This window comes from Mariniplasma anaerobium, assembly GCF_016865445.1.
In the GTDB taxonomy this organism is placed as follows: domain Bacteria; phylum Bacillota_I; class Bacilli_A; order Acholeplasmatales; family Acholeplasmataceae; genus Mariniplasma; species Mariniplasma anaerobium.
Genome location: NZ_AP024412.1, coordinates 1,527,704 through 1,548,233, shown reverse-complemented (window position 1 = coordinate 1,548,233; position 20,530 = coordinate 1,527,704). Strand labels below are relative to the sequence as shown.

Genomic DNA, 20,530 nt, shown 5'->3' with positions numbered 1-20,530 from the left:
AAAATATATGAATTATATGATTAACACATCTAATGGATGTCAAATATATCAAAAAAATCAAATTATTAAAAAAAACATGAATACACTAACCTATGTTAAAAAGTTATGTTTGAATCATTTGTTTACTTATCAAGGATATATTGATGCATGTAGAAAAGTTTTAAATTTGAAATATAAAATTCCACTTTATATAACTGATCATATACAACTTATCCCAATTAAAAGCATTAGAGACTATGATAACGTATGGATTAATTATGCATACGTTATGAGTTATAGGGACTATGAAGGAGGTTTAATAGTCTTTTTTTATGATGGCACACAAATAGTCGCAAATATATCAATAAAGACATTTAGAACGCAAATCGAGCGTTTAAATGCTATAAGAGATGTAAAAGTAAAACATTTTCATTGCTAATCTTATAGAAAATGTTTAGAAATAGTGTTATAATAAGAACGGCTTATAACTGAAATCAGTAACAATATAAAGGAGGAAAAAAGAATGGCAAAAAAGACAATTAGAGATATAGAACTTAAAGGTAGAAAAGTATTGATCAGAGTTGACTTTAATGTACCGTTAAAAGATGGAAAAATTAGTGATGAAAATAGAATCGTTGCTGCATTACCAACAATTAATTATGTTTTAGAACATGGTGGTAAAGCAATATTGTTTTCACATCTAGGTAGAATTAAAGAAGAAAAAGATCTAGAAAAAAATAGTTTAGAAATAGTTGCTAAAAGACTTAGTGAACATTTAAAACAAAATGTTTTATTTATCAATGAAACAAGAGGGCCAAAATTAGAATCAGCTATTAATGGTTTAAAAGATGGCGAAATTTTAATGTTTGAAAATACGCGTTTTGAAGATTTAAATGGTAAGAAAGAAAGCAAGAATGATCCAGAATTAGGTAAATATTGGGCATCACTTGGTGATGTATTCGTTAATGATGCGTTTGGGACTGCACATAGAGCTCATGCATCAAATGTAGGGATATCTTCTAACATTGGAGTTACAGTAGCTGGTTTCTTACTTGAAAAAGAAATTAATTTTATAGGTGGAACATTAGAAAATCCTGAAAGACCTTTTGTCGCTATATTAGGTGGCGCTAAAGTTTCTGATAAAATTGAAGTTATTAAAAATTTATTAAAAGTCGCTGATAAAGTATTAATTGGTGGCGGTATGGCATACACTTTCTTTAAAGCAATGGGATATGAAATTGGTACTTCATTACTTGAAGCAGATAAAGTTGATTTAGCTAAAGAATTACTTGAAATTGCTCAAGGTAAAATATTACTTGGCGATGATGTAATTACAGCAAAAGCTTTTGATCCTGAAAGTGAAAAAAACGTGCGTTCTATAGATAGCATTCCTGAAGATGAAATGGGAATGGATATTGGACCAAGAACTGTTGAAAAATTCGAGTCTATCATTAAAGACGCAAAAACAGTTGTTTGGAATGGACCATTAGGCGTATTTGAATTCCCAAGATTTGCTGAAGGTACTCGTTCAATAGCACAAGCATTGACTGAGATTAAAGATCATGCGACTACAATTATAGGTGGTGGCGATTCAGCAGCAGCAGTTATTCAATTCGGACTAGACCAAGGATTTACACATATTTCTACAGGTGGTGGAGCATCACTAGAATATCTAGAAGGTAAATTATTACCAGGTATTGAGTGTGTAGATAATAAGTAATGATGAATATTGGAAAAAAAATAAGAGCACTTCGATTAGGCAATAGCTTAACTCAAGAAGAACTCGCAAACCGTTTAGAACTCACTAAAGGATATATTTCACAATTAGAGAATAATTTAACATCACCATCGATGCAAACCTTATTTTCAATACTTGAAGTATTGGGAACTGATATCCATGAATTCTTTAGTAAAGAAGAAGAACAAACGGTAGTCTTCAAAAAAGAAGACTTTTACGAAAAAGAAAACGATACGCTTAAGCACATGATAAGTTGGATTGTGCCAAATGCGTTAAAATATGAAATGGAACCGATTATGATCGACATAGAACCGGGAGGACAATCTGAAATTGATGATCCTCATGCTGGTGAAGAATTTGGTTATGTATTAGAAGGCCAAGTAACGCTAGTACTTAATAAGAAGCGATATGTGATTAGAAAAGGTGAAACATTTTACTATTTAGCAAATAAAGAACATTATTTGATGAACCATAGTCAACAACACACAAAAGTGCTATGGATTTCAACACCACCAATGTTTTAAAAGGAGAGATTATATATGGAAAAAGAAATTACGATCAAAAGTACTACAGGCCTACATGCTAGCTTAGCTGCAAAGGTTGTACAAACTGCTTCAAAGTATTCAGTAGAAATTGAATTACATTATGGAGAAAAAATAGTTGATTTAAAATCAATACTAGCACTTATGAGTTTAGCGGTTCCTCAAGGACAAAACGTTAAAATTGTAGCTAGAGGATCTAGAGCAGAAGAAGCTATTAAAGATGTTTCTTCAATCTTAGGTTAATATGATGAAAAGAAGACCAATTATTGCAGGAAACTGGAAAATGTATAAGACTAAAGATGATGCACTAGCATTTATCTATGCAGTCAATGTTGCAGTACCAGATAAAGAAGATGTTGAATCGGTGATTTGTGCACCAGCAATATTTTTAAGAGATTTAGTTAAGCGTGAAGGCGAAGATTTAAGAATCGGCGCACAAACAATGCATGAATTAGATGAGGGTGCTTATACTGGAGAAATCAGTGCAGGTATGCTTAAGACTTACGGTGTAGAATATGTTGTTATTGGACATAGTGAACGTCGTGCATATTATAATGAAACAGATGAATCTGTAAATAAAAAAGTTATTCAGGCTGTTGTTAATGAACTTACACCTATTTTATGTGTAGGAGAATCTCTAGAAATTAGAGAAGCTGGAACAACTGATGAAGTTGTAAAAGCTCAAGTTGTAAAAGCTTATAAAGATGTAAGCAAAGAACAAGCATTAAAAACAGTTGTAGCTTATGAACCTATTTGGGCGATTGGAACGGGTAGAACAGCAACTCCAGATCAAGCAAATGACACAATTAAAGCTATTAGAAATGTATTAAAAGAATTATTTGGACCAGAAGTATCTGAAAGTATTAGAATACTGTATGGTGGTTCAGTTAAGCCAAATAACGTTGATGAATTATTAGCGAAAAGTGATATTGATGGCGCATTAGTTGGAGGCGCATCACTAGATCCTGAATCTTTTCTTACATTAGTAAAAGCAGCTTCAAAAAAACAATAAAAAGTTAAAAATCCATTTGTTAAAATGGATTTTTTTTATGCTATAATATGATTAAAGGGGTGGTTGTTTATGTTATTAGGAGACATAAGAAAAAAGAATATAAATAATAAACTAATTATTATTGCTGCAATAGGCTTTTTACCGATGGTATTTATGTTTGTAAGTGTTACAGTTATTAGTGATGTAAATATACTTATTTTAATATTTATCATTTATTTTATATTTGCTACAAGTATAGCCTTTTATTTATTAAATATGATGAAAAAAGAAAAGACTGCATTAAAAGGTATGAAAGCTAAAGTTATTTCACTTGAATATAAACTTGATTTAGAAGTTGATAAGAAAGGTAATATACAGCAGTTTTACCCAAAAGAGTATTACAAGGATGGGGTATTAAATTCTGATGTTATACCATTATTAACTATACTTGATGAAAATGAAGTTTATGAAATAGTTATTATATCCCTATATTATTATTGTGTGATAAAAAATCAATTTGGACAAAGCTACTTAGTGCACACAAATAATTTAAAACTAATCGAATAAAGAAAAAAAGTGACTTCAATTTGAAGTCACTTTTTATGTTTGTAAGTTTATTATCTGTTGTAATATTCAACGATAAGTTGTTCGTTAATTTCTTGAAGAATTTCATTTCTTTCAGGGTAACGAGCGAATGTACCTAAATTAGTGTCTTTATCGTATGTTACAAAGTCAGCTGTTGCGTATTGAGCTTCTAAAGCTTCTTTAACAACTTTTAAGTCTTTTGATTTTTCTCTTAACTTAATTTGTTGACCAGGTGTTACACGATATGATGGAATATCTACTTTTTTACCATCTACTAATAAGTGTCCATGATTTACAAGTTGACGAGCTTGAGCTCTTGTTCTTGCAAGTCCTAAACGATAGACTACATTATCAAGACGTGATTCTAATAAACGTAAGAAGTTTTCACCATGAATACCTTTTATCTTTGCAGCATCATCAAATGTTCTTCTAAATTGTTTTTCAGAAACACCATAAGTAAATCTAACCTTTTGTTTTTCTTGAAGTTGTGTGCCATAACCGCTTATTTTTGTACGGCGTTGACCATGTTGACCAGGTGCATAAGGGCGTTTTTTCAATTCTTTTCCAGTTTCTGAAATTGAATATCCTAAACGACGTGAAATTTTCCATGTTGATCCAGTGAAACGTGACATAATTTTTACCTCCTATTTTTTTGTGTGGTGGCAAAAATTGCAATGTTCTCAATGGTAAGATATCCCGATATTCTTTTCACCATAAAGCAGAATGGTTACTAAGGGCTCCTAAAGGTAGGGATCATGCTTACCAGCAAAAAACTGCCTGCTTTTTACCGACGCTATTTATTTTACCCTACTAAGGGTTAAAAGTCAATCAATTTTGTTAGTAATTTGACAAAAGATTCTAGAAACTCTACGATCGTTTTATCAAAGCGATTGTATATTGGACTATCGACGTCTAAGACGCCAAAAACTTTATCATTTATGATGATTGGAATAACAACTTCTGATCTTGAGTTTGAATCACATGCAATGTGATTATCATAGGATAAGACATCATCAACTACTATTGTTTTTCTAAATTGAGCGGCTTGACCACATACACCATTTCCTAAAGGTATGGTAGAACAGGCAACATGACCTTGAAAAGGACCTACGGTTAGTATATCTTTATTTAGTAAATAAAAACCAGCCCAGTTTAAGTTTTCAAATGAATCAAAAATAAATGCAGACGCATTTGATAGTAATGCTATTTGATTAGGTTGTGTTTCCAGCAATGCTTTTGCGGAAATTAATAATTCTTCTATTTTCATTCTTTATCACCTCATTTATTATAACATATATGTTAAAATAAGATAGGTGATACATATGAAGAAAAAAATATTAATTAGATTTGGGGACTTAATGTTAAAAGGTAAAAACATTAATTTCTTCCTCAAAAGAATTAGAGTACATGTAAAAGAAAAATTAAAAGATTTAGATGTTAAATATAAATTCGAACATGATCGTATTTATATCGAATATATGGATGAAAATGAAAAAGAAATTTGTCGAAGACTTAAACAAATTCCAGGTATTTTTTCGTTTAGTATTGTGCATTTAGCCAAATTAGATATTGATGATATTGTTAGAGTATCTATTTATGTCATTAATACAGAAATTGATAGACTTTATAAAACTTTTAAAGTTGATACAAAACGAGCAAATAAAGATTTTCCAATGACTTCTTTAGAAGTTAGTATGAAGATTGCTCCAATGATTTTATCGCAAGTAGACAAAAAATTAATTGTAGACGTAAAACATCCAGAAGAAGTTTTGCATGTAGAACTTAGAAAAGAAATGACATATATTTATTTATCAAGTATTAAAGGTATGGGTGGATTTCCGTTTGGTACAGGTGGTAAAGCATTAATGATGATGAGCGGGGGCATTGATTCACCTGTTGCAAGTTATCTTGCGATGAAACAAGGTATAGAATTAGAATTGTTCCACTTTGAATCTACTCCGATGACACCTTTAGAAAGTGTTCAAAAAGTTATTGATTTAGCTAAAGTCTTAGCTAAATATACGACTTATCAAACTATTAAATTACATATCGTACCATTTAAAGAAATTCATGAACAAATACTAGCAAATGTTTTTGATCCATATATCATTACAGTTTTAAGAAGAATGATGTATAGAATAGCAGAAATTTATGCTAAAAAGCATAAGTTATTAGCACTTTTAAATGGAGAGTCTGTTGGGCAAGTAGCAAGTCAAACGCTAAACAGTATGCAAGTCGTTGAAGGTGTCACTAAAATGCCAGTTTTAAGACCTTTAATTACTTATGATAAGCAAGACATCATTAACATCGCAAAAGAGATTGAATCCTTTGATATATCGATTCGTCCATTTAATGATTGTTGTAGTATTTATGTACCAAGAAATCCGGTTACAAAACCGATGGATTTATACGCTAGAAAATATGAAAGAACATTTGAGTATGAACCTTTAGTTGAAAAAGCTGTTCAAGATGTTATTACATTAGATGTTAATGAAACATTTGATTTTGATATTGCATCTTATGGGTTTTCAGTTAAAGAAGCATATGATAATTATTTATCACAAAGGGATGATGAGCTTGATGATCATATCGAAACAAAATAAACAATTTAAATTATGGAAAAAATTAATGACTAAAAAATATCGAGATTTACATGATATGTTTTTAGTTTATGGAAAACACTTAGTTGATAAAGCAAGAGATAAAGGCGCATTAATTGAGGTTGTTACCTCAAATTTAGAAATTGAAGGGACATTGGTATCAACCGAACTAATGGATGAATTGCAACAAACAGAAACATATATCGATCTAATTGGTGTTTGTAAGAAAACAAATGATAAACTTGAATCTAATAATATTTTAGTTTTAGATGATGTTCAAGATCCTGATAATGTAGGCGCATTAATTAGAAGTGCTGCAGCTTTTGGGTTTAAACATATCATTATGAGTCATAAAACGGCTGATTTATATAACGAAAAAGTTATTAGAGCATCAAAAGGAGCTATTTTTGATTGTTATATTGAAAGAAGTCAGTTGTTATTGAGATTAACAGAATTAAAAGATCAAGGCTATCAAATTGTAGGTGCTGATGCACATGAAACAGGAGAGCCTCAAAAAAATAAAAAATTAGCATTGGTCTTAGGAAATGAAGGCCATGGATTGTCAGATAGTATTAAAGATATATGCGATGAGTTTGTTACCATTAAAACTAATGAAGTTGAAAGTCTTAATGTTAGTGTAGCAGGTGGCATATTAATGCATGAATGGAGATTTATGATATGAAACAAACAATTACTGGGTTTTTAGACCAAGAAGGAAAACTAAAATTTAATCAACAATTAGAGCTTGCTAATAAACATAATATTGATCAAATATCTTTAAGATATTATAATCAAAAGCCTTTAATAGAAATAAATGATAAAGAAGTAAAAGAGATGCTGGTATTATTAAAAGATCATAGACTTAAAGTTGGTATTATAGATACCTTAATTAAACCTTATGATGTGAATTCAGATGCTAAATATAAAGAAGCACTCGATGAGTTTAAATATATGGTTAAATTAGCAGATAAATTTAAAACAAATTATTTAATCTTGAGATTACCTATTTTTAATGATGTAATTAAAGAACTTGATGTTATTAAAGCAAGATTACATTCATTTATTGATGTAGCTAATAAAAAAGGTAAAAAAATATTATTAATGCCAGATCAAGGCTATAAAGCAAATACGTATGCTTATTTGTTAAAAAAATTAAAATCTAACAACTTGTATGTTTTATTTGATCCTATCTATTTTATGGATATTCAAGAATCAACAACAACAGCATATAGGTTATTAAAGAAAAACATCGAAGCTTTTTCATGTCACGACCAAGATCATCAAGGTACACCAAAGCTGATTGGATATGGTAAGACTGATATTGTTAGTTTATTTAAAAAACTAATAAGAGATCGTTTTTCAGGCTTCTTACTTGTAGATAATGAATTTTATAAAGCAGTTTTTGAAGAACCGGAACATAAAGAAGGTTTTTTCAAGAAGATGTTTTCTAAGACTAAAAAGAAAAAAGAAGCTCAAAAAGATGAGCTATCTAAAAAAATATTTCCAAATGAAGAAACAAAAAATGTCACCTATGATGACATTTTAGATAATCAAGTAAAAGTATTACATGTTATATTTAAAAAATAAGTGATTACAAAGTATCTTCTTCATCTTCATCTATAAATTCGAATGCAGGTTTAGCATTTGGGATTGTATCAAATAATTTGGTCGTAAACATGATGCCATTTATATGGTCGAATTCATGTTGGAAAACAATTCCAATATAACCTTCTAGTTCTAATTTAACTGGAATGAGTTGATCAGATGCTTGGTCATAATGTAGAGCTTCAAAAGTTACTGATTTATATCTTGGTGTAATACCTTCTGTTTCTCTATCAACACTTAAACAACCTTCACCACCTGGAAGATAAATTAGTTCTAAACTTTTTTTAGTCATTACAGGATTAACTAGAGCATAAGAATAAAGTGTCCCATCAAAGTCCTGTACATGACAAGCGAACATTCTTTTTGAAACATTAACTTGTGGAGCAGCAATACCTACTGCGGGACGTAGTCCATATTTTTCTACCATTTGATTATCTTGTGAATTCTTAACATATGTTAGCAAATCTACTAAGAGCTTCTTATCAGCACTTGATAAAGGCAGTTTAACGTCTTTTGCTACAGTTTCTAATGTTTTATGGCCTTCACGAATTATATTTTTCATTAAAATCATAACATACACCTCTCGACCATATTATATCACAATTAGGAGATTTTATGCGAGTAGATAAATTTTTAAGTCAAATGAAATTTTGCTCTAGAAAACAAGCGAAATCATTTATAAAATCTCATAAAATCATTATAGATAATCATCAGATTTTTGATGCAGATTTTAGTTTTGAACCAAGTTTAGAAAAAATAAGTATAGATGATGAATTGATTTTTTATGAAGATACTATTTATTTAGCCTTAAATAAGCCAAAAGGTTATGTTTCAGCTAATAAGGATGAAATGCATCCATGTGTAATTGATTTAATTAAAAAGCCATTTGATCGATTTGATTTTAAAATAGCGGGAAGACTAGATATAGATACTGAAGGATTGATGATTCTTTCAACAGATGGGAAATTTGTTCATGAAATTACACATCCAAATCATCATCTTCCAAAGACTTATATTGCTGTTTTAGATAAAAAATTTACTGATGCAAATCTATTATTAAATGGAATTGAAATAGTTGATGGTCATCAAAAACCATTTATCGCAAAAGCTCTTGATATAAAAACCAATGGAAAAGAAGTATCCATTGTTATTGATGAAGGAAAATTCCACCAAGTTAAACGTATGTTTTTAAAGGTGGGCTATGAAGTGATATACTTAAAGAGAATACAAATAGGGAATCTAAAACTTAAAGATTTATTTCCAGGAACCTATATACAAGTAAGAAAGGATGAAATTTTGTGACCGATATAATCATTAAAACATATGATGTATTAGATGAAATCTTAAGCGATCCATCAATTAAAGAAATTAAGCATCTTAATGAAAATATAGATCTTTTGTATAAAGATGAAATTAAAGCATTTAGCGATGCTAAAATAAAATACCAAATTGTTTTAAACGAAGGGGGAACTTATCACCCTGATTATAAACAAAGCATAAAGGTATTAAGCGAAACAAAAAAGACATTATATGAAATGCCAGAAGTTAAGAAATATCTTGAATTAGAATTAGAATTTGAAGCAAAACTCAATGAGTTTTTAAATCATATATCAAAAACAATATCAGATCATATTCCAGCACCTAATAAGTTTGGAATGATTAAAAAAGGAGGCAGTTGCCATGTACACTAATAGAATCTCTTACGTAGCCATCTATCACGGCAAACACGTTTTAAACAAGCTAAAAAACCTTCCAGTAGATATATCATATATTTCAGAAAAACAGCATTACGCTGTATTATATTTTGATAAATCAAATGAAGAAATGATCATTAAACAGATGAAAAATGTTAAAGGGTTAAAACATTTTGGACCATCTCAAACATATGATCAAGAATTAAATTTTTAACTGTTAAGGAAAAAGACTTGACAGTTAGAAAAAAATCGTTATAATGGTAGTATATACAAAATAGAAAGAGAGAAAACAAATATGGCAGTTAGATTAAGATTACAAAGATTTGGTTCTAATAAAAGACCATTCTATCGTGTTGTTGCAAGTGATTCAAAAAAAGCAAGAGATGGAAGATTCTTAGAAATATTAGGAACTTATGATCCACTTTTAGGAAAAGTTTTAGTGGATTCAGAAAAAGTACAAAAATGGATGGATAATGGTGCTCTACCTACTGAGACTGTTAGAAGCTTATTTAAAAAGTACAGCGTTTTAGAAAAATAATAAGAGGGGGAATGAAGTATGGCGGTAGATTTTGAAAAATTGATCAAAAATATGATCTTGCCATTAGTCGTGAACCCTGATGATGTTATGGTCAAAATATTATCAACAGATGATACGACAATAACAATTCAACTTATGGTCAATGAAGCTGACTTAGGTCGCGTAATTGGTAAAGGTGGAAAAATTGCTAACGCAATGCGTACCATAGTATATGCAGGGGCATCAAAAGAAAACAAGCGTGTACATATTGATATAGACGCGTTTTAAGGAAGATATTCATGTATCGAATTGGTAAAATTACAAGTACACATGGCATCAGAGGAGAGGTTAAAATCTACAATTTAAGTGATTTTGACCGCTTTTTAGTTGGTTATAAGGTTTTTGTCATGATTAAAGATCAAAAACATGAATTTACAATAGAAAGAGTTAGAGAAAACAAGAATGTATTAATTGTTAAATTTTTAAAATTTGATGATATTAATGACATTCTACCTTACAAAGGTTTATATGTTTATTCTGAGGCTGATGTTTCTGAACAATTAGAAAGCAACGATTATCACTATGATGATGTGATTGGTAAAAAAGTAGTAACTGATAAGTTTGAACAAGTCGGTATAGCTAGTGCACTTATTGAAGTGCCACAAGGCCATCTATTAGAAATCGAAAAACCTAATGGTAAAAAAGCATTGGTTCCATTTATTAAAGAATTTATAGGAGATATAGATGATGAAAAAATTGTAATTAAACCGATAGAAGGTTTATTATGATTATCGACATCATCACTATTTTCCCTGAATTTTTCACTACTTTTTTAGAAACATCTATTATTAAAAGAGCAATTGAAGATGATTTAGTTGAAATTAATTGTCATCAATTAAGAGATTATTCAGATCGTAAACATCAAAAGATAGATGATACTCCATATGGTGGAGGAGCAGGAATGCTTATGCAATTTGCTCCATTTTATGAAGTAATAAAAAAGTTGAAAACAAAGGATAGTCATATTATATTATTATCCCCACAAGGTAAACTATTTACACAAAGCAGCGCTACAACATTATCACAAAAGAAACATTTGATTTTATTATGTGGACATTATGAAGGTATTGATGCTAGAGTAGAAGAACTTATAGATGAAGAAATTTCTATTGGTGATTATGTATTAACTGGTGGAGAAATACCTGCAATGATTCTAAGTGATGCAATCGTTAGATTAATTCCTAATGTAATTGCACAAGAATCATATGAAGAAGATAGTTTACAAAAGGGTTGGTTAAAATATCCACAATATACGAAACCTGAAAGCTATCAAGGATATGATGTTCCAGAGATATTAAAATCAGGACACCATAAAAACATAGAAGCATGGCGCAAAAAAGAAAGCATAAAAAAAACATATGAGAAAAGGTCAGATTTAATAGACCAAATCAAACTTACTGATGAAGAGAAAAACATTTTAGACGAACTTAAATCTAAAAACAATTCATAATCAGCAAAATTCATTAAAATTGTTGCAAGTTCTTAGGAACTTTGTTATAATAAAAAAGCCGAAATTATACACAATGGTCCGCTGCAAAAGGTGCATGAACATTGGAAGGAAAGAGAGTGAGACGAACATGGCTAGACTAAAAGGGCAAGATTTAATAGCTTCAATCACAAGTTCTTACATCAAAGAAGCACCTGAATTTGATTCTGGAGATACTGTAAAAGTATTTGTTAAGATCAAGGAAGGCACTCGTGAACGTATTCAGTTATTCGAAGGTCTTGTTATTAAAAGACAAGGCGGAGGCGTATCTGAAACATTTACTGTCCGTAAGGTATCTTATGGAATTGGCGTAGAACGTACTTTCCCACTACATTCACCTGCGATTGATCATATCGAGGTACCACGTAGAGGTAAAGTAAGACGTGCTAGATTACATTACATCCGCACGTTATCTGCTAAGGCAGCTAGAATTAAAGAAAAACGATAAGTTTTCATAAAGAGGCCAAGCCTCTTTATTTTTTTTGTAAGCGAATGAAAATATTTTCATAAAATGCTTGAAAGCCTTTACATCACGTGATATAATGTTCATGTAATTCAAATATTAAAAAGAGGTGAATATCATGGGTAATACAACCATTTATGACGTTGCTGGTGCTGCAGGTGTTTCTCTAGCAACAGTTTCACGTGTATTAAATAATCCAGAAAAAGTTAAAGAAGAAACTAGACAAAGAGTCTTGAAAGTCATTAAAGAATTAGGATATAGACCAAATGTGATTGCTAGAGGATTAGCAAGTAGAAAAACAACAACGGTTGGTATCGTTATTTCTGACGTTACAAGAGCTTCTGTTTCTGAAATGTTAGGTGGTATTGGTGATATCGCTCAAAACTATAAATACTCAGTTAAATTATTTTCAATTAGAGAAGATATGGATGTAAATGATATCTTACAAGATGTTGTTGCGGAACAATTAGACGGTGTTTTATATTTAAATGATGAACTATCAGAAAAAAGCGTCGAGGAAGTTAGACGTATTTTTGTAGACAATCAAATTCCATATGTTTTAGCTAATGTTGTGTCTGACGATCCAAGCGTACCTATGGTATGTATTGATTATGAAAAAGCAGGCTATGAAATTACTAAAGTGATGATAGATGACAATCGTAAAGATATATATCTATTAAGTACTGCACGTCGTTATTCAGTAAATGATAAAAAAGAAGCTGGATATACAAAAGCAATGTTAGAAGCTGGACTTGAACCTAAGATTTTTAGAACAAGTGGTGACACGCATGTGAATCGTCAACACTTCGCAACATTTTTTAAAGATAAAAAAATTGATGCAGCTATTGGCGTTAGAGATTCAATTGCAGTTAGCTTTATGAATATTGCAAGAGATAATGGCATAAAAGTTCCTGAAAATTTAGCAGTTGCAGGTTTTCAAAACACTAAATACGCACTATTATCAAGACCTAACTTGACATCTATCGATGTCCCAGTGTATGATATAGGTGCTGTATCTATGAGATTATTAACGAAGTTAATGAACTCTAAAGATGTAGATAATATTAGAATCAGTTTACCGCATTATATTGTAAAACGTGATTCAACAAGAAACAAGTAAATCGGTCGATGAAATAAATATAGTAAAGTTTTAAAAACCTAGGACAGAGACTTCATGATGGTGGAACATGAGGAGAAAATAAAACTTGAAGTACACTTATGGAGATCTATAAAATTTTAAGTGCTAAAGAGTAATCTTTGGAACTAAGGTGGTACCGCGAAATTTTTCGTCCTTAGCGTTTTTAACCTAAGGGCGATTTTTATTTAAATAAGGAGTGAAGAAAGATGAAATTATACGAAGATTTATTATGGCGTGGATTGATTAAAGATGTTAGTAATGAAGAAGAAGCGAAAAAACTATTAAATGAAGAAAGCGTTAAATTTTACTGTGGGTTTGATCCAACAGGACAATCTCTTACGGTTGGACATCTTGTCCAAATTGTAAGAATGCTTTTATTAGAAAAATACGGGCACACACCTATTGTTTTAATTGGTGGAGCAACTGGATTAATTGGTGATCCAAGACAAACAAGTGAAAGAAAATTATTAACATTAGAAGAGTCACTTCAAAATGCTGATAAAATTAAGATGCAATTAAGTCAGTTTTTAAATCCCCAAAATTCAATTTTTGTTAATAACTATGACTGGATTAAAAATATTGATATGATTTCATTTTTAAGAGATTATGGTAAACATTTTTCAATCAATTATATGCTTGCAAAAGATACAGTACAAAAAAGATTAGATGTAGGTATTTCTTATACTGAATTTTCTTATATGCTCATTCAAGCTATTGATTTTCTTCATTTGTATCAAAATCATGATTGTAAAATTCAATTTGGTGGGTCTGACCAATGGGGAAATATTACGACAGGCTTAGAACTTATTAGAAAAATCGAAGGTGATAAAGCAAGTGCAGTTGGACTTAGCTCACCATTATTATTAAAAGCCGACGGTCAAAAATTTGGGAAAAGTGAATCTGGTGCATTATGGCTAGACAGCGAACTTACAAGCCCTTATGAAGTTTATCAATACTTTATTAATGCATCTGATCAAGATGTGATTACTTATTTAAAAACATTGACATTATTGGATAAAGAAGTCATACTAGATTTAGAAGACAAACTGAAACATGCACCTGAATTAAGAGCTGCACAAAAGATGTTAGCTTATGAAGTCGTTAAACTTGTCCATGGACAAAAAGCAATAGACGAAGCATTAAGAGTTACAGATGCACTATTTAGTGGTGAATTTAGTGATTTAACTGAATCAGAGTTTAAGATGATTTCAAAGACCTTAGATACGTTAAGAGTTGATGAAAATTTAAATCTCATAGATTTATTAGTAGAGACTAAACTTGCTCAATCAAAAAGAGAAGCTAGACAATTTGTAACAAGTAATGCAGTTAGTGTCAATGGAGAAAAAATAAGTGATATTGAATATGAATTAAATAAAGATAATTCATATTATAATCAATATGTTATGATTAGAAGAGGCAAGAAAAAATACGCATTAGTCGTAATGAAATAGGTGAAGATATGGATATTATTCTTTATAACTCATTATCAAGAAATGGGAAGAAAGAAAGTTTCATTCAAAATATAGTTGAACAGCTAGAAGATAAAGGCAATAAAGTCAGAACAGTAAATATCTTAGAAGTTCAAGAAATTCAACCATTTTTAGATACACTTAATGACGATGATAGAGTTATACTAGTTGGTGGAGATGGCACATTAAATAGACTTGCTAATCACATCTATGATCTTAATTATCCACAACAACTATTTATGTATCAAGCAGGAACAGGTAATGATTTTATTAGAAGTTTAAAGACAAAACAAAAAGTTGTTTTAATTAAACCCTATTTAAAAGACTTACCAGTTGTTGAGTATATGGATCAAAAAAAGCATTTCTTAAATGGTGCTGGTGCTGGACTTGATGGATATATTGGCGATTTAGTCAATAACTCTAAATATAAGAAGAATAAACGTAATTATTTTCGTCATGCTTTTGAAGGATTTGTTAAATTTAAACCAATTTATGCAAAATTAGACATTGATTCTAAAATCATTGAAGAAAATAAAGTCTGGTTTGCGTCAGTCATGCATGCACCTTATTTTGGTGGAGGGATGAAAATCGCCCCTAAAGCAAGTAGAAACGAAAAAGCATTATATGTTGTTATCGTTAAAAAGATACCAAAATGGATGTTGATTCTTATTTTTCCAACAATCTATTTGGGTTGGCATGTCATCTTTAAAAGATATGTCTCAGTTTACAGAGCTGAACATGTAAAAATAGAGTTTAAAGAAGATACTTATCTTCAAATTGATGGAGATGTTGTTTATCCAATTAAGAAATTTGAAGCACATATATAGATAAAAAAGAAGGGGCTGTAATGAAATGAAGAATATTTAATCTTCATGGACTACACAGTCCCTTTTTCTTTTGTTTTGTGGATAAACATAAAAAAATACCTGTTTTTAGGCATATTTAAAAGAGAACTTCAAAATTCTTTAGTTTTCCACAGGATAACTATTGAACGAATCGTTGTTGCTTGTTATGATATTTTGATAAATTATACCCAATTGAGAGTAACATAAACTCTAATTTAACATTTTGGATGCCACGTCGCTTAAATCTTCTAAATTTAAAGTCTTCTTTTAAAACCCCAAATGCGCCTTCAACTTGAATTGAGCGTTGAATCCTAAGTTCTATACCTAAATCAGATTGAAGATTATCTCTTGCTTTTTTTTGATAGTTCCATAATTCTTCATTGACTTCAATACGTCTTGGAGCTTTCCCTTTTTTACACTTTGAAGCTAGCGGACATCTTAAACAAGTAGATGACTCATAAACATCTTTACCATTGTGTCTTGTAAATAGATAATTCATCTTTCGTCCTTTTGGACAAATTAGATTCCCGTTTTTATCTTTAGTGAAATTTTCTGCACGATAAGGACTATTTATATAGTTCTGATTGCTGGTTTCTTTTTTATACATTGGATATTTTTGATAGAGTTCCATATCTTTGGATTTTAAATATCTATAATTTATAAGTCCACCATATCCAGCATCTGCTACAGGATATTTAGGATAAAATCCATAGCTATGATTAAATCCTTCTAGAAATGGTTCTAATGTTTTATAATCGCTTCGATTCTGATAGACATCCATATGCATGATATATCCATCTGACACGCCAATTTGAATGTTGTATCCAGCCTTTAATTGACCATTTCTCATATGATCGTCTTTCATGCGCATATATGTTGCACCATGATCTGTTCTTGCATATGAATTTCTTGATGGACCTATGATCTCTAAATCATGATTATAGCTTGTTAGTTTTTCTATGTAGTCTACGATATCTTCATAATCTCTTTGTAATCCACTTTTGTGGTTCCCTTTGCCATAGACAAAATCAATGCCTTCTTTGTCAATTTCATTGACTAAGAAATCTCTAATCTTTTCTAAATATGATATCTCATAATCTTCTTTGATCAGAAAGTAGATGCCTAAATGTTTATAGTCTTCATTTAATTTGTGCAGAGTCTTGGTAATTTTGAGTTGAAGTTTTTGTTTAAACTTAAGAATTGAGTTCTTCCAAACAAATTTATATTTGTTTGCGTTTGCCTCTATCTTTGTCCCATCTATATATAAGGTATTGATATCAATTTGTTCTTTTTTTGCGATATATTGATTGATCTCTAAAAAGATATCTTCGATGGATGTTTTTAAGTGGGTATTAATAAATTCTTTGATGGTATTATGGCTTGGTTTTAACTCATTAGTCAACCACATGAGCCTAATATCATTTTTAGCTGCCTTTTCCATTGCTCTTAAACTATGGATTTTTTCCATCTGGCAAAACAATACCAATTTCAACATATTGACTGAATTGTATCCTAGTCTACCTTGATGAGATTTGGATACTAAGTATTTTTTAACCTCGATTTTTGAAAATACTTCGTCAAATGTTCTGACTTCACTATCAAATGGTATTAAAATGTTCATTTCTAGTGGTAATTTTAATTGTTTTGCGTTAAAATAATATTGATTTAATTGGGTGCTTGTCATACTTCAATTATATCAAAAACCACTCTGGATTTTCCAGAGTGGTTTTGTGTTTTATAGACTATAATGATTTTATTTCATTACAGCCCCATTTTTTTATTTAATTCTACCAAGTCCTATACGTTTATAGACTTTATAGATTTTCTTTCTAGCAATTAATGATGCTCTATCTCTACCTTTATCTAAAACTTCATCAAGATATGGACTACTTATGATTTGATCATATTTTTCTTGTATAGGTTCTAAAGTAGCAGCAACTATGTTAGCTAAATCTTCTTTAAAAACTTTGTAGTTAGAATCTTCATATTTTTTTTCTAAATCTTTAATAGATAAGTCTGTTAAAGATGAGTAGATCGTTAATAAGTTAGATATACCAGGTTTATTTTTAACATCGAATTTAATATGTGTATCAGAATCTGTCACTGCAGATCTAATCTTATTTTTCACTTGATTTAAATCATCTAATAAAAGGATGTAGGCTTTTGGGTTTTCACTTGACTTATCCATCTTTTTAAGCGGTTCTGTTAAAGACTTGATTCTGGCACCTGTCTTAGGGAAAAACCCTTCAGGAACGACAAATGTTTCCCCATAGAGGTTATTAAATCGTTGTGCTAGATGTCTTGTAAGTTCTAGATGTTGTTTTTGATCATCACCAATAGGAACGATATCTGCATCATATAATAAAATATCTGCAGCCATGAGTGCTGGATAGGTTAACAAGGATGTTCTTACACCTTCAGTTTGTTTACCTTTTTTATCTTTGAATTGAGTCATGCGCTCCATTTCGCCAATATAAGAAGTAGATTCCATGATGTAGCCAAGTGTTGCATGTTCCAAAACTTCTGATTGAACAAATAAGTTAATCTTCTCTGGGTCAAGTCCACATGCAATATATAAAGCTGCTATACTTTTTATATTTCTTTTTAAGGCTAGTTTTTCTTGGGGTGTAGTAATTGCATGAAGATCAGCAATAAAAATAAAGAATTCGGTATCCTCTAATTCGTCTTGCAGTTTTACAAATTGTTTTAATGCTCCTATGTAATTGCCTAGTGTTAATTGTCCAGTTGGCTTAATGCCTGAAACTAATCTTTTCATCAAATCATTCCTTTCGATTTTAATATAAAAATAGACGTCCTTAGAAATCTAAGGACGTCTGATAGACGCGGTGCCACCTTAGTTCTAGGTTTCCCTAGCCCTTGTAATCAGTATAGTTTGATCAGACTTTTTGCTCCAAGGGCCCATTCATTTAAAAATTTACTGTTAGATTCTCACCATCTCTAACTCTCTTAAAAAAGTAAATATTTTTAAACTACTTATTCCTTATCATTGCATTTATATTATATCACGAATTAAAATTATTGTTCAAGTGTTTTTTCTAGTTCATCTACAAGTTCATTAAAACGTTTGATAACTGCCATAAATGTTTCTTTATTTGTTAAGTCTGCACCAGCTTTTTTAGCTTGATTAACTGGATAGTCACTGCCACCAGATTTAAGTAGACCTAAAAAGTTTTCCATTGCTTGTGGTTTATTATTTTTAACGTTATCATAAATCTTTAATGAAGCAGAAAAACTTGTTGCATATTGGTAAACATAAAATGGTGTGTGGAATAGATGAGGGATATATGCCCAGACATATTCTTTTCCATTTTCAGTTGTGATATCAATATCATAGAAGTGTTTGTATAAGTCAATCATAATTTTAGATAATGATTGTTCTGTAATAGGCATACCTTGTTCAACTAATTCATTAGCTTTATATTCATAAGTTGCAAATAGCGTTTGACGGAAGAATGTTGACATAATACCATCGATTGCTTTTTCTAGTAAAGCAAGTTTTTGTTCTTTAGTTTTAGATGTTTTAACTAAATAATCTAAAAGATTATGTTCATTAAATGTTGATGCGATTTCAGCGACAAAGATTGTATAATCAGCAGATGCCATCGGTTGATTTTGATTTGAGAATAATGTGTGTGCTGAATGACCTGACTCATGTGCTAAAGTAAATAGAGAATCTAGTGTTTCATCATGATTTAATAAGATATATGGATGGAATCCATAAAATCCTGATGAATATGCACCTGTGCGTTTACCCTCAGCAGGGAAAGCATCTACAAATCCATCTTTTACTGCATCTTTTTGATTTTTAATAAAATCTTTATCAAGATGTGCAATTGATTCAAAGAAAATCTTTCTTGATTCTTCAAATGAATATTTAGTGTCATCTTCTACTAAAGTAAGGAAACGATCATATGTATGATATGTTTCTAATTTTAAATGCTTTTTTCTTAAAGCAAGATAGCGTTTGATGCCTTCAGTGTTTTCAGATGCCACATCCATTAAGTTTTTATAAACTTCAACTGGAATGTTGTTTCTAAATAATGCTGCTTCTAAAGACGAATTATAACCTCTTGATTTATAATTTGCTTTTAATTGTTGAAGCACAAGATTATAAGTAGCGGCAAAAGCACTCTTATTATCTTTATAACGTTTGAATGCTGCTTCAAAAACTAATTTACGATCTTCTGGATCTTTTAAAGTAGGAAGGATGGAACGATAATTAGAAGAAGTAATTGTTTTTTTAGTTCCATCTTTAAATGTAACTTCTTGATCAACTGCATCTATAATTGCAATGCCTTGATAAAGTGATGAAGGAATTTGTCTGACTGAACCGAAATTAGCCATGATTTGTTCTTGATCATCTGATAAAACATGTTTTTGTTGCAAGAAAAGTTTTTCCATTTGAAACTTATAAGTTTTTAAAAACTTATCTTTTTCGACAAATGACATAACTTTTTCTTCGCCTATTGCAATAATCTCAGGAGAAACATAACTTGTTTTTTGACCTAATTCTGATAGCATGATCATCATTTGTTGATTTTTAGATGATTTAATGCTGTCTTTTAGATTTAGATCACTATTTAAGTGAATGTATCCATATAAACGATATAATAAATTTGTTGCATCTTCTTCAGCTTTATGAAACGCTAAAAAGTCTTCGAAGTTATTGAGTTTACCTTTAAATGAAGCCAATAACTCAATATGTTTCGGCATTTTTTTAAAATCTTCATCCCATGCTTCTAAATTAGGATAAAATAAACTTAGATCCCATTTTGACATATATAATACCTCTTTCTT

General features: G+C 30.4%; 26 protein-coding genes and 1 other annotated feature. Of the genes, 20 read left to right on the top strand and 6 right to left on the bottom strand.

Annotated features, from left to right (window positions below):
• Window positions 1-7 precede the first annotated feature (7 nt).
• From MPAN_RS07435 to MPAN_RS07410, 6 genes are all read left to right on the top strand, one after another.
• Complete coding sequence (locus MPAN_RS07435; RefSeq protein WP_176239219.1) at window positions 8-418, top strand: competence protein ComK; 411 nt, start codon at window positions 8-10, stop codon at window positions 416-418.
• A gap of 84 nt (window positions 419-502) precedes the next feature.
• The gene (locus MPAN_RS07430; protein WP_176239218.1) at window positions 503-1,699 is read left to right on the top strand and encodes a phosphoglycerate kinase; all 1,197 of its coding nucleotides are present in this window, start codon (window positions 503-505) and stop codon (window positions 1,697-1,699) included.
• A gap of 2 nt (window positions 1,700-1,701) precedes the next feature.
• Window positions 1,702-2,241 carry a cupin domain-containing protein gene (locus tag MPAN_RS07425; RefSeq protein WP_176239217.1) on the top strand — a complete coding sequence of 180 codons (540 nt, stop codon included), beginning with the start codon at window positions 1,702-1,704 and terminating at the stop codon, window positions 2,239-2,241.
• Between the two features lie 15 nt (window positions 2,242-2,256).
• Window positions 2,257-2,502: an HPr family phosphocarrier protein gene (locus tag MPAN_RS07420; RefSeq protein ID WP_176239216.1), complete on the top strand. Its 246-nt coding sequence runs from the start codon at window positions 2,257-2,259 to the stop codon at window positions 2,500-2,502.
• Window position 2,503: 1 nt separating this feature from the next.
• The gene (gene tpiA, locus MPAN_RS07415) at window positions 2,504-3,271 is read left to right on the top strand and encodes a triose-phosphate isomerase (RefSeq protein WP_176239215.1); all 768 of its coding nucleotides are present in this window, start codon (window positions 2,504-2,506) and stop codon (window positions 3,269-3,271) included.
• A 69-nt stretch (window positions 3,272-3,340) separates the two neighbouring features.
• Window positions 3,341-3,817, top strand: coding sequence for a hypothetical protein (locus tag MPAN_RS07410; RefSeq protein WP_176239214.1), 477 nt, complete (start codon window positions 3,341-3,343; stop codon window positions 3,815-3,817).
• A 50-nt stretch (window positions 3,818-3,867) separates the two neighbouring features.
• Here MPAN_RS07410 and rpsD read toward each other — a convergent pair whose 3' ends face one another.
• A complete protein-coding gene (gene rpsD / locus MPAN_RS07405) occupies window positions 3,868-4,467 on the bottom strand; it encodes a 30S ribosomal protein S4 (protein WP_176239213.1) in 600 nt (199 codons plus the stop codon).
• A 185-nt stretch (window positions 4,468-4,652) separates the two neighbouring features.
• Entirely contained in the window at window positions 4,653-5,102 is a 450-nt protein-coding gene (locus tag MPAN_RS07400) for a GAF domain-containing protein (RefSeq protein ID WP_176239212.1), read from the bottom strand.
• A gap of 55 nt (window positions 5,103-5,157) precedes the next feature.
• Here MPAN_RS07400 and thiI point away from each other — a divergent pair, with 55 nt between their 5' ends.
• The 3 genes from thiI to MPAN_RS07385 are packed head-to-tail and all read left to right on the top strand — an operon-like array spanning window position 5,158 to window position 8,022.
• On the top strand, window positions 5,158-6,438 hold the full coding sequence (thiI, locus tag MPAN_RS07395) for a tRNA uracil 4-sulfurtransferase ThiI (RefSeq protein ID WP_231756763.1): 1,281 nt from the start codon (window positions 5,158-5,160) through the stop codon (window positions 6,436-6,438).
• Window positions 6,416-7,117, top strand: coding sequence for a TrmH family RNA methyltransferase (locus tag MPAN_RS07390; protein ID WP_176239211.1), 702 nt, complete (start codon window positions 6,416-6,418; stop codon window positions 7,115-7,117). The genes thiI and MPAN_RS07390 overlap by 23 nt, the downstream gene beginning before the upstream one ends.
• On the top strand, window positions 7,114-8,022 hold the full coding sequence (locus tag MPAN_RS07385) for a sugar phosphate isomerase/epimerase family protein (protein WP_176239210.1): 909 nt from the start codon (window positions 7,114-7,116) through the stop codon (window positions 8,020-8,022). Before MPAN_RS07390 ends, MPAN_RS07385 begins: the two co-directional genes overlap by 4 nt.
• A 4-nt stretch (window positions 8,023-8,026) precedes the next feature.
• On the opposite strand, the gene def is transcribed toward MPAN_RS07385, so the two are convergent.
• The gene (gene def, locus MPAN_RS07380) at window positions 8,027-8,611 is read right to left on the bottom strand and encodes a peptide deformylase (RefSeq protein ID WP_176239209.1); all 585 of its coding nucleotides are present in this window, start codon (window positions 8,609-8,611) and stop codon (window positions 8,027-8,029) included.
• Between the two features lie 44 nt (window positions 8,612-8,655).
• Here def and MPAN_RS07375 point away from each other — a divergent pair, with 44 nt between their 5' ends.
• The 11 genes from MPAN_RS07375 to MPAN_RS07325 all read left to right on the top strand — a co-directional run bounded on the left by MPAN_RS07375 (window position 8,656) and on the right by MPAN_RS07325 (window position 15,694).
• Window positions 8,656-9,342 (top strand): pseudouridine synthase, encoded by a 687-nt coding sequence (locus MPAN_RS07375; protein WP_176239382.1) that lies wholly within the window; start codon window positions 8,656-8,658, stop codon window positions 9,340-9,342.
• On the top strand, window positions 9,339-9,731 hold the full coding sequence (locus tag MPAN_RS07370) for a YlbF family regulator (RefSeq protein WP_176239208.1): 393 nt from the start codon (window positions 9,339-9,341) through the stop codon (window positions 9,729-9,731). The genes MPAN_RS07375 and MPAN_RS07370 overlap by 4 nt, the downstream gene beginning before the upstream one ends.
• Window positions 9,721-9,948, top strand: a complete 228-nt coding sequence (locus MPAN_RS07365) for a DUF2129 domain-containing protein (protein WP_176239207.1) — start codon at window positions 9,721-9,723, stop codon at window positions 9,946-9,948. Before MPAN_RS07370 ends, MPAN_RS07365 begins: the two co-directional genes overlap by 11 nt.
• An 81-nt stretch (window positions 9,949-10,029) precedes the next feature.
• Window positions 10,030-10,272, top strand: coding sequence for a 30S ribosomal protein S16 (gene rpsP / locus MPAN_RS07360; RefSeq protein WP_176239206.1), 243 nt, complete (start codon window positions 10,030-10,032; stop codon window positions 10,270-10,272).
• Between the two features lie 18 nt (window positions 10,273-10,290).
• Window positions 10,291-10,539, top strand: a complete 249-nt coding sequence (locus tag MPAN_RS07355) for a KH domain-containing protein (protein WP_176239205.1) — start codon at window positions 10,291-10,293, stop codon at window positions 10,537-10,539.
• An 11-nt stretch (window positions 10,540-10,550) separates the two neighbouring features.
• Window positions 10,551-11,039, top strand: a complete 489-nt coding sequence (gene rimM / locus MPAN_RS07350; protein WP_176239204.1) for a ribosome maturation factor RimM — start codon at window positions 10,551-10,553, stop codon at window positions 11,037-11,039.
• Window positions 11,036-11,761, top strand: coding sequence for a tRNA (guanosine(37)-N1)-methyltransferase TrmD (gene trmD, locus MPAN_RS07345; RefSeq protein WP_176239203.1), 726 nt, complete (start codon window positions 11,036-11,038; stop codon window positions 11,759-11,761). The genes rimM and trmD overlap by 4 nt, the downstream gene beginning before the upstream one ends.
• A gap of 127 nt (window positions 11,762-11,888) precedes the next feature.
• Window positions 11,889-12,245 (top strand): 50S ribosomal protein L19, encoded by a 357-nt coding sequence (rplS, locus tag MPAN_RS07340; RefSeq protein ID WP_176239202.1) that lies wholly within the window; start codon window positions 11,889-11,891, stop codon window positions 12,243-12,245.
• Between the two features lie 133 nt (window positions 12,246-12,378).
• Window positions 12,379-13,380 carry a LacI family DNA-binding transcriptional regulator gene (locus MPAN_RS07335; RefSeq protein WP_176239201.1) on the top strand — a complete coding sequence of 334 codons (1,002 nt, stop codon included), beginning with the start codon at window positions 12,379-12,381 and terminating at the stop codon, window positions 13,378-13,380.
• A 224-nt stretch (window positions 13,381-13,604) separates the two neighbouring features.
• Window positions 13,605-14,849 (top strand): tyrosine--tRNA ligase, encoded by a 1,245-nt coding sequence (gene tyrS / locus MPAN_RS07330; protein ID WP_176239200.1) that lies wholly within the window; start codon window positions 13,605-13,607, stop codon window positions 14,847-14,849.
• An 8-nt stretch (window positions 14,850-14,857) separates the two neighbouring features.
• Entirely contained in the window at window positions 14,858-15,694 is an 837-nt protein-coding gene (locus MPAN_RS07325) for a diacylglycerol/lipid kinase family protein (RefSeq protein ID WP_176239199.1), read from the top strand.
• A gap of 157 nt (window positions 15,695-15,851) precedes the next feature.
• Here MPAN_RS07325 and MPAN_RS07320 read toward each other — a convergent pair whose 3' ends face one another.
• The 3 genes from MPAN_RS07320 to pepF form a co-directional block, all read right to left on the bottom strand.
• Window positions 15,852-17,396: an IS1182 family transposase gene (locus MPAN_RS07320; protein ID WP_231756762.1), complete on the bottom strand. Its 1,545-nt coding sequence runs from the start codon at window positions 17,394-17,396 to the stop codon at window positions 15,852-15,854.
• A gap of 93 nt (window positions 17,397-17,489) precedes the next feature.
• On the bottom strand, window positions 17,490-18,488 hold the full coding sequence (gene trpS / locus MPAN_RS07315; protein ID WP_176240077.1) for a tryptophan--tRNA ligase: 999 nt from the start codon (window positions 18,486-18,488) through the stop codon (window positions 17,490-17,492).
• A gap of 47 nt (window positions 18,489-18,535) precedes the next feature.
• Window positions 18,536-18,729: a binding site (T-box leader), on the bottom strand.
• A gap of 19 nt (window positions 18,730-18,748) precedes the next feature.
• On the bottom strand, window positions 18,749-20,512 hold the full coding sequence (pepF, locus tag MPAN_RS07310; RefSeq protein WP_176240076.1) for an oligoendopeptidase F: 1,764 nt from the start codon (window positions 20,510-20,512) through the stop codon (window positions 18,749-18,751).
• Window positions 20,513-20,530: the final 18 nt, after the last annotated feature.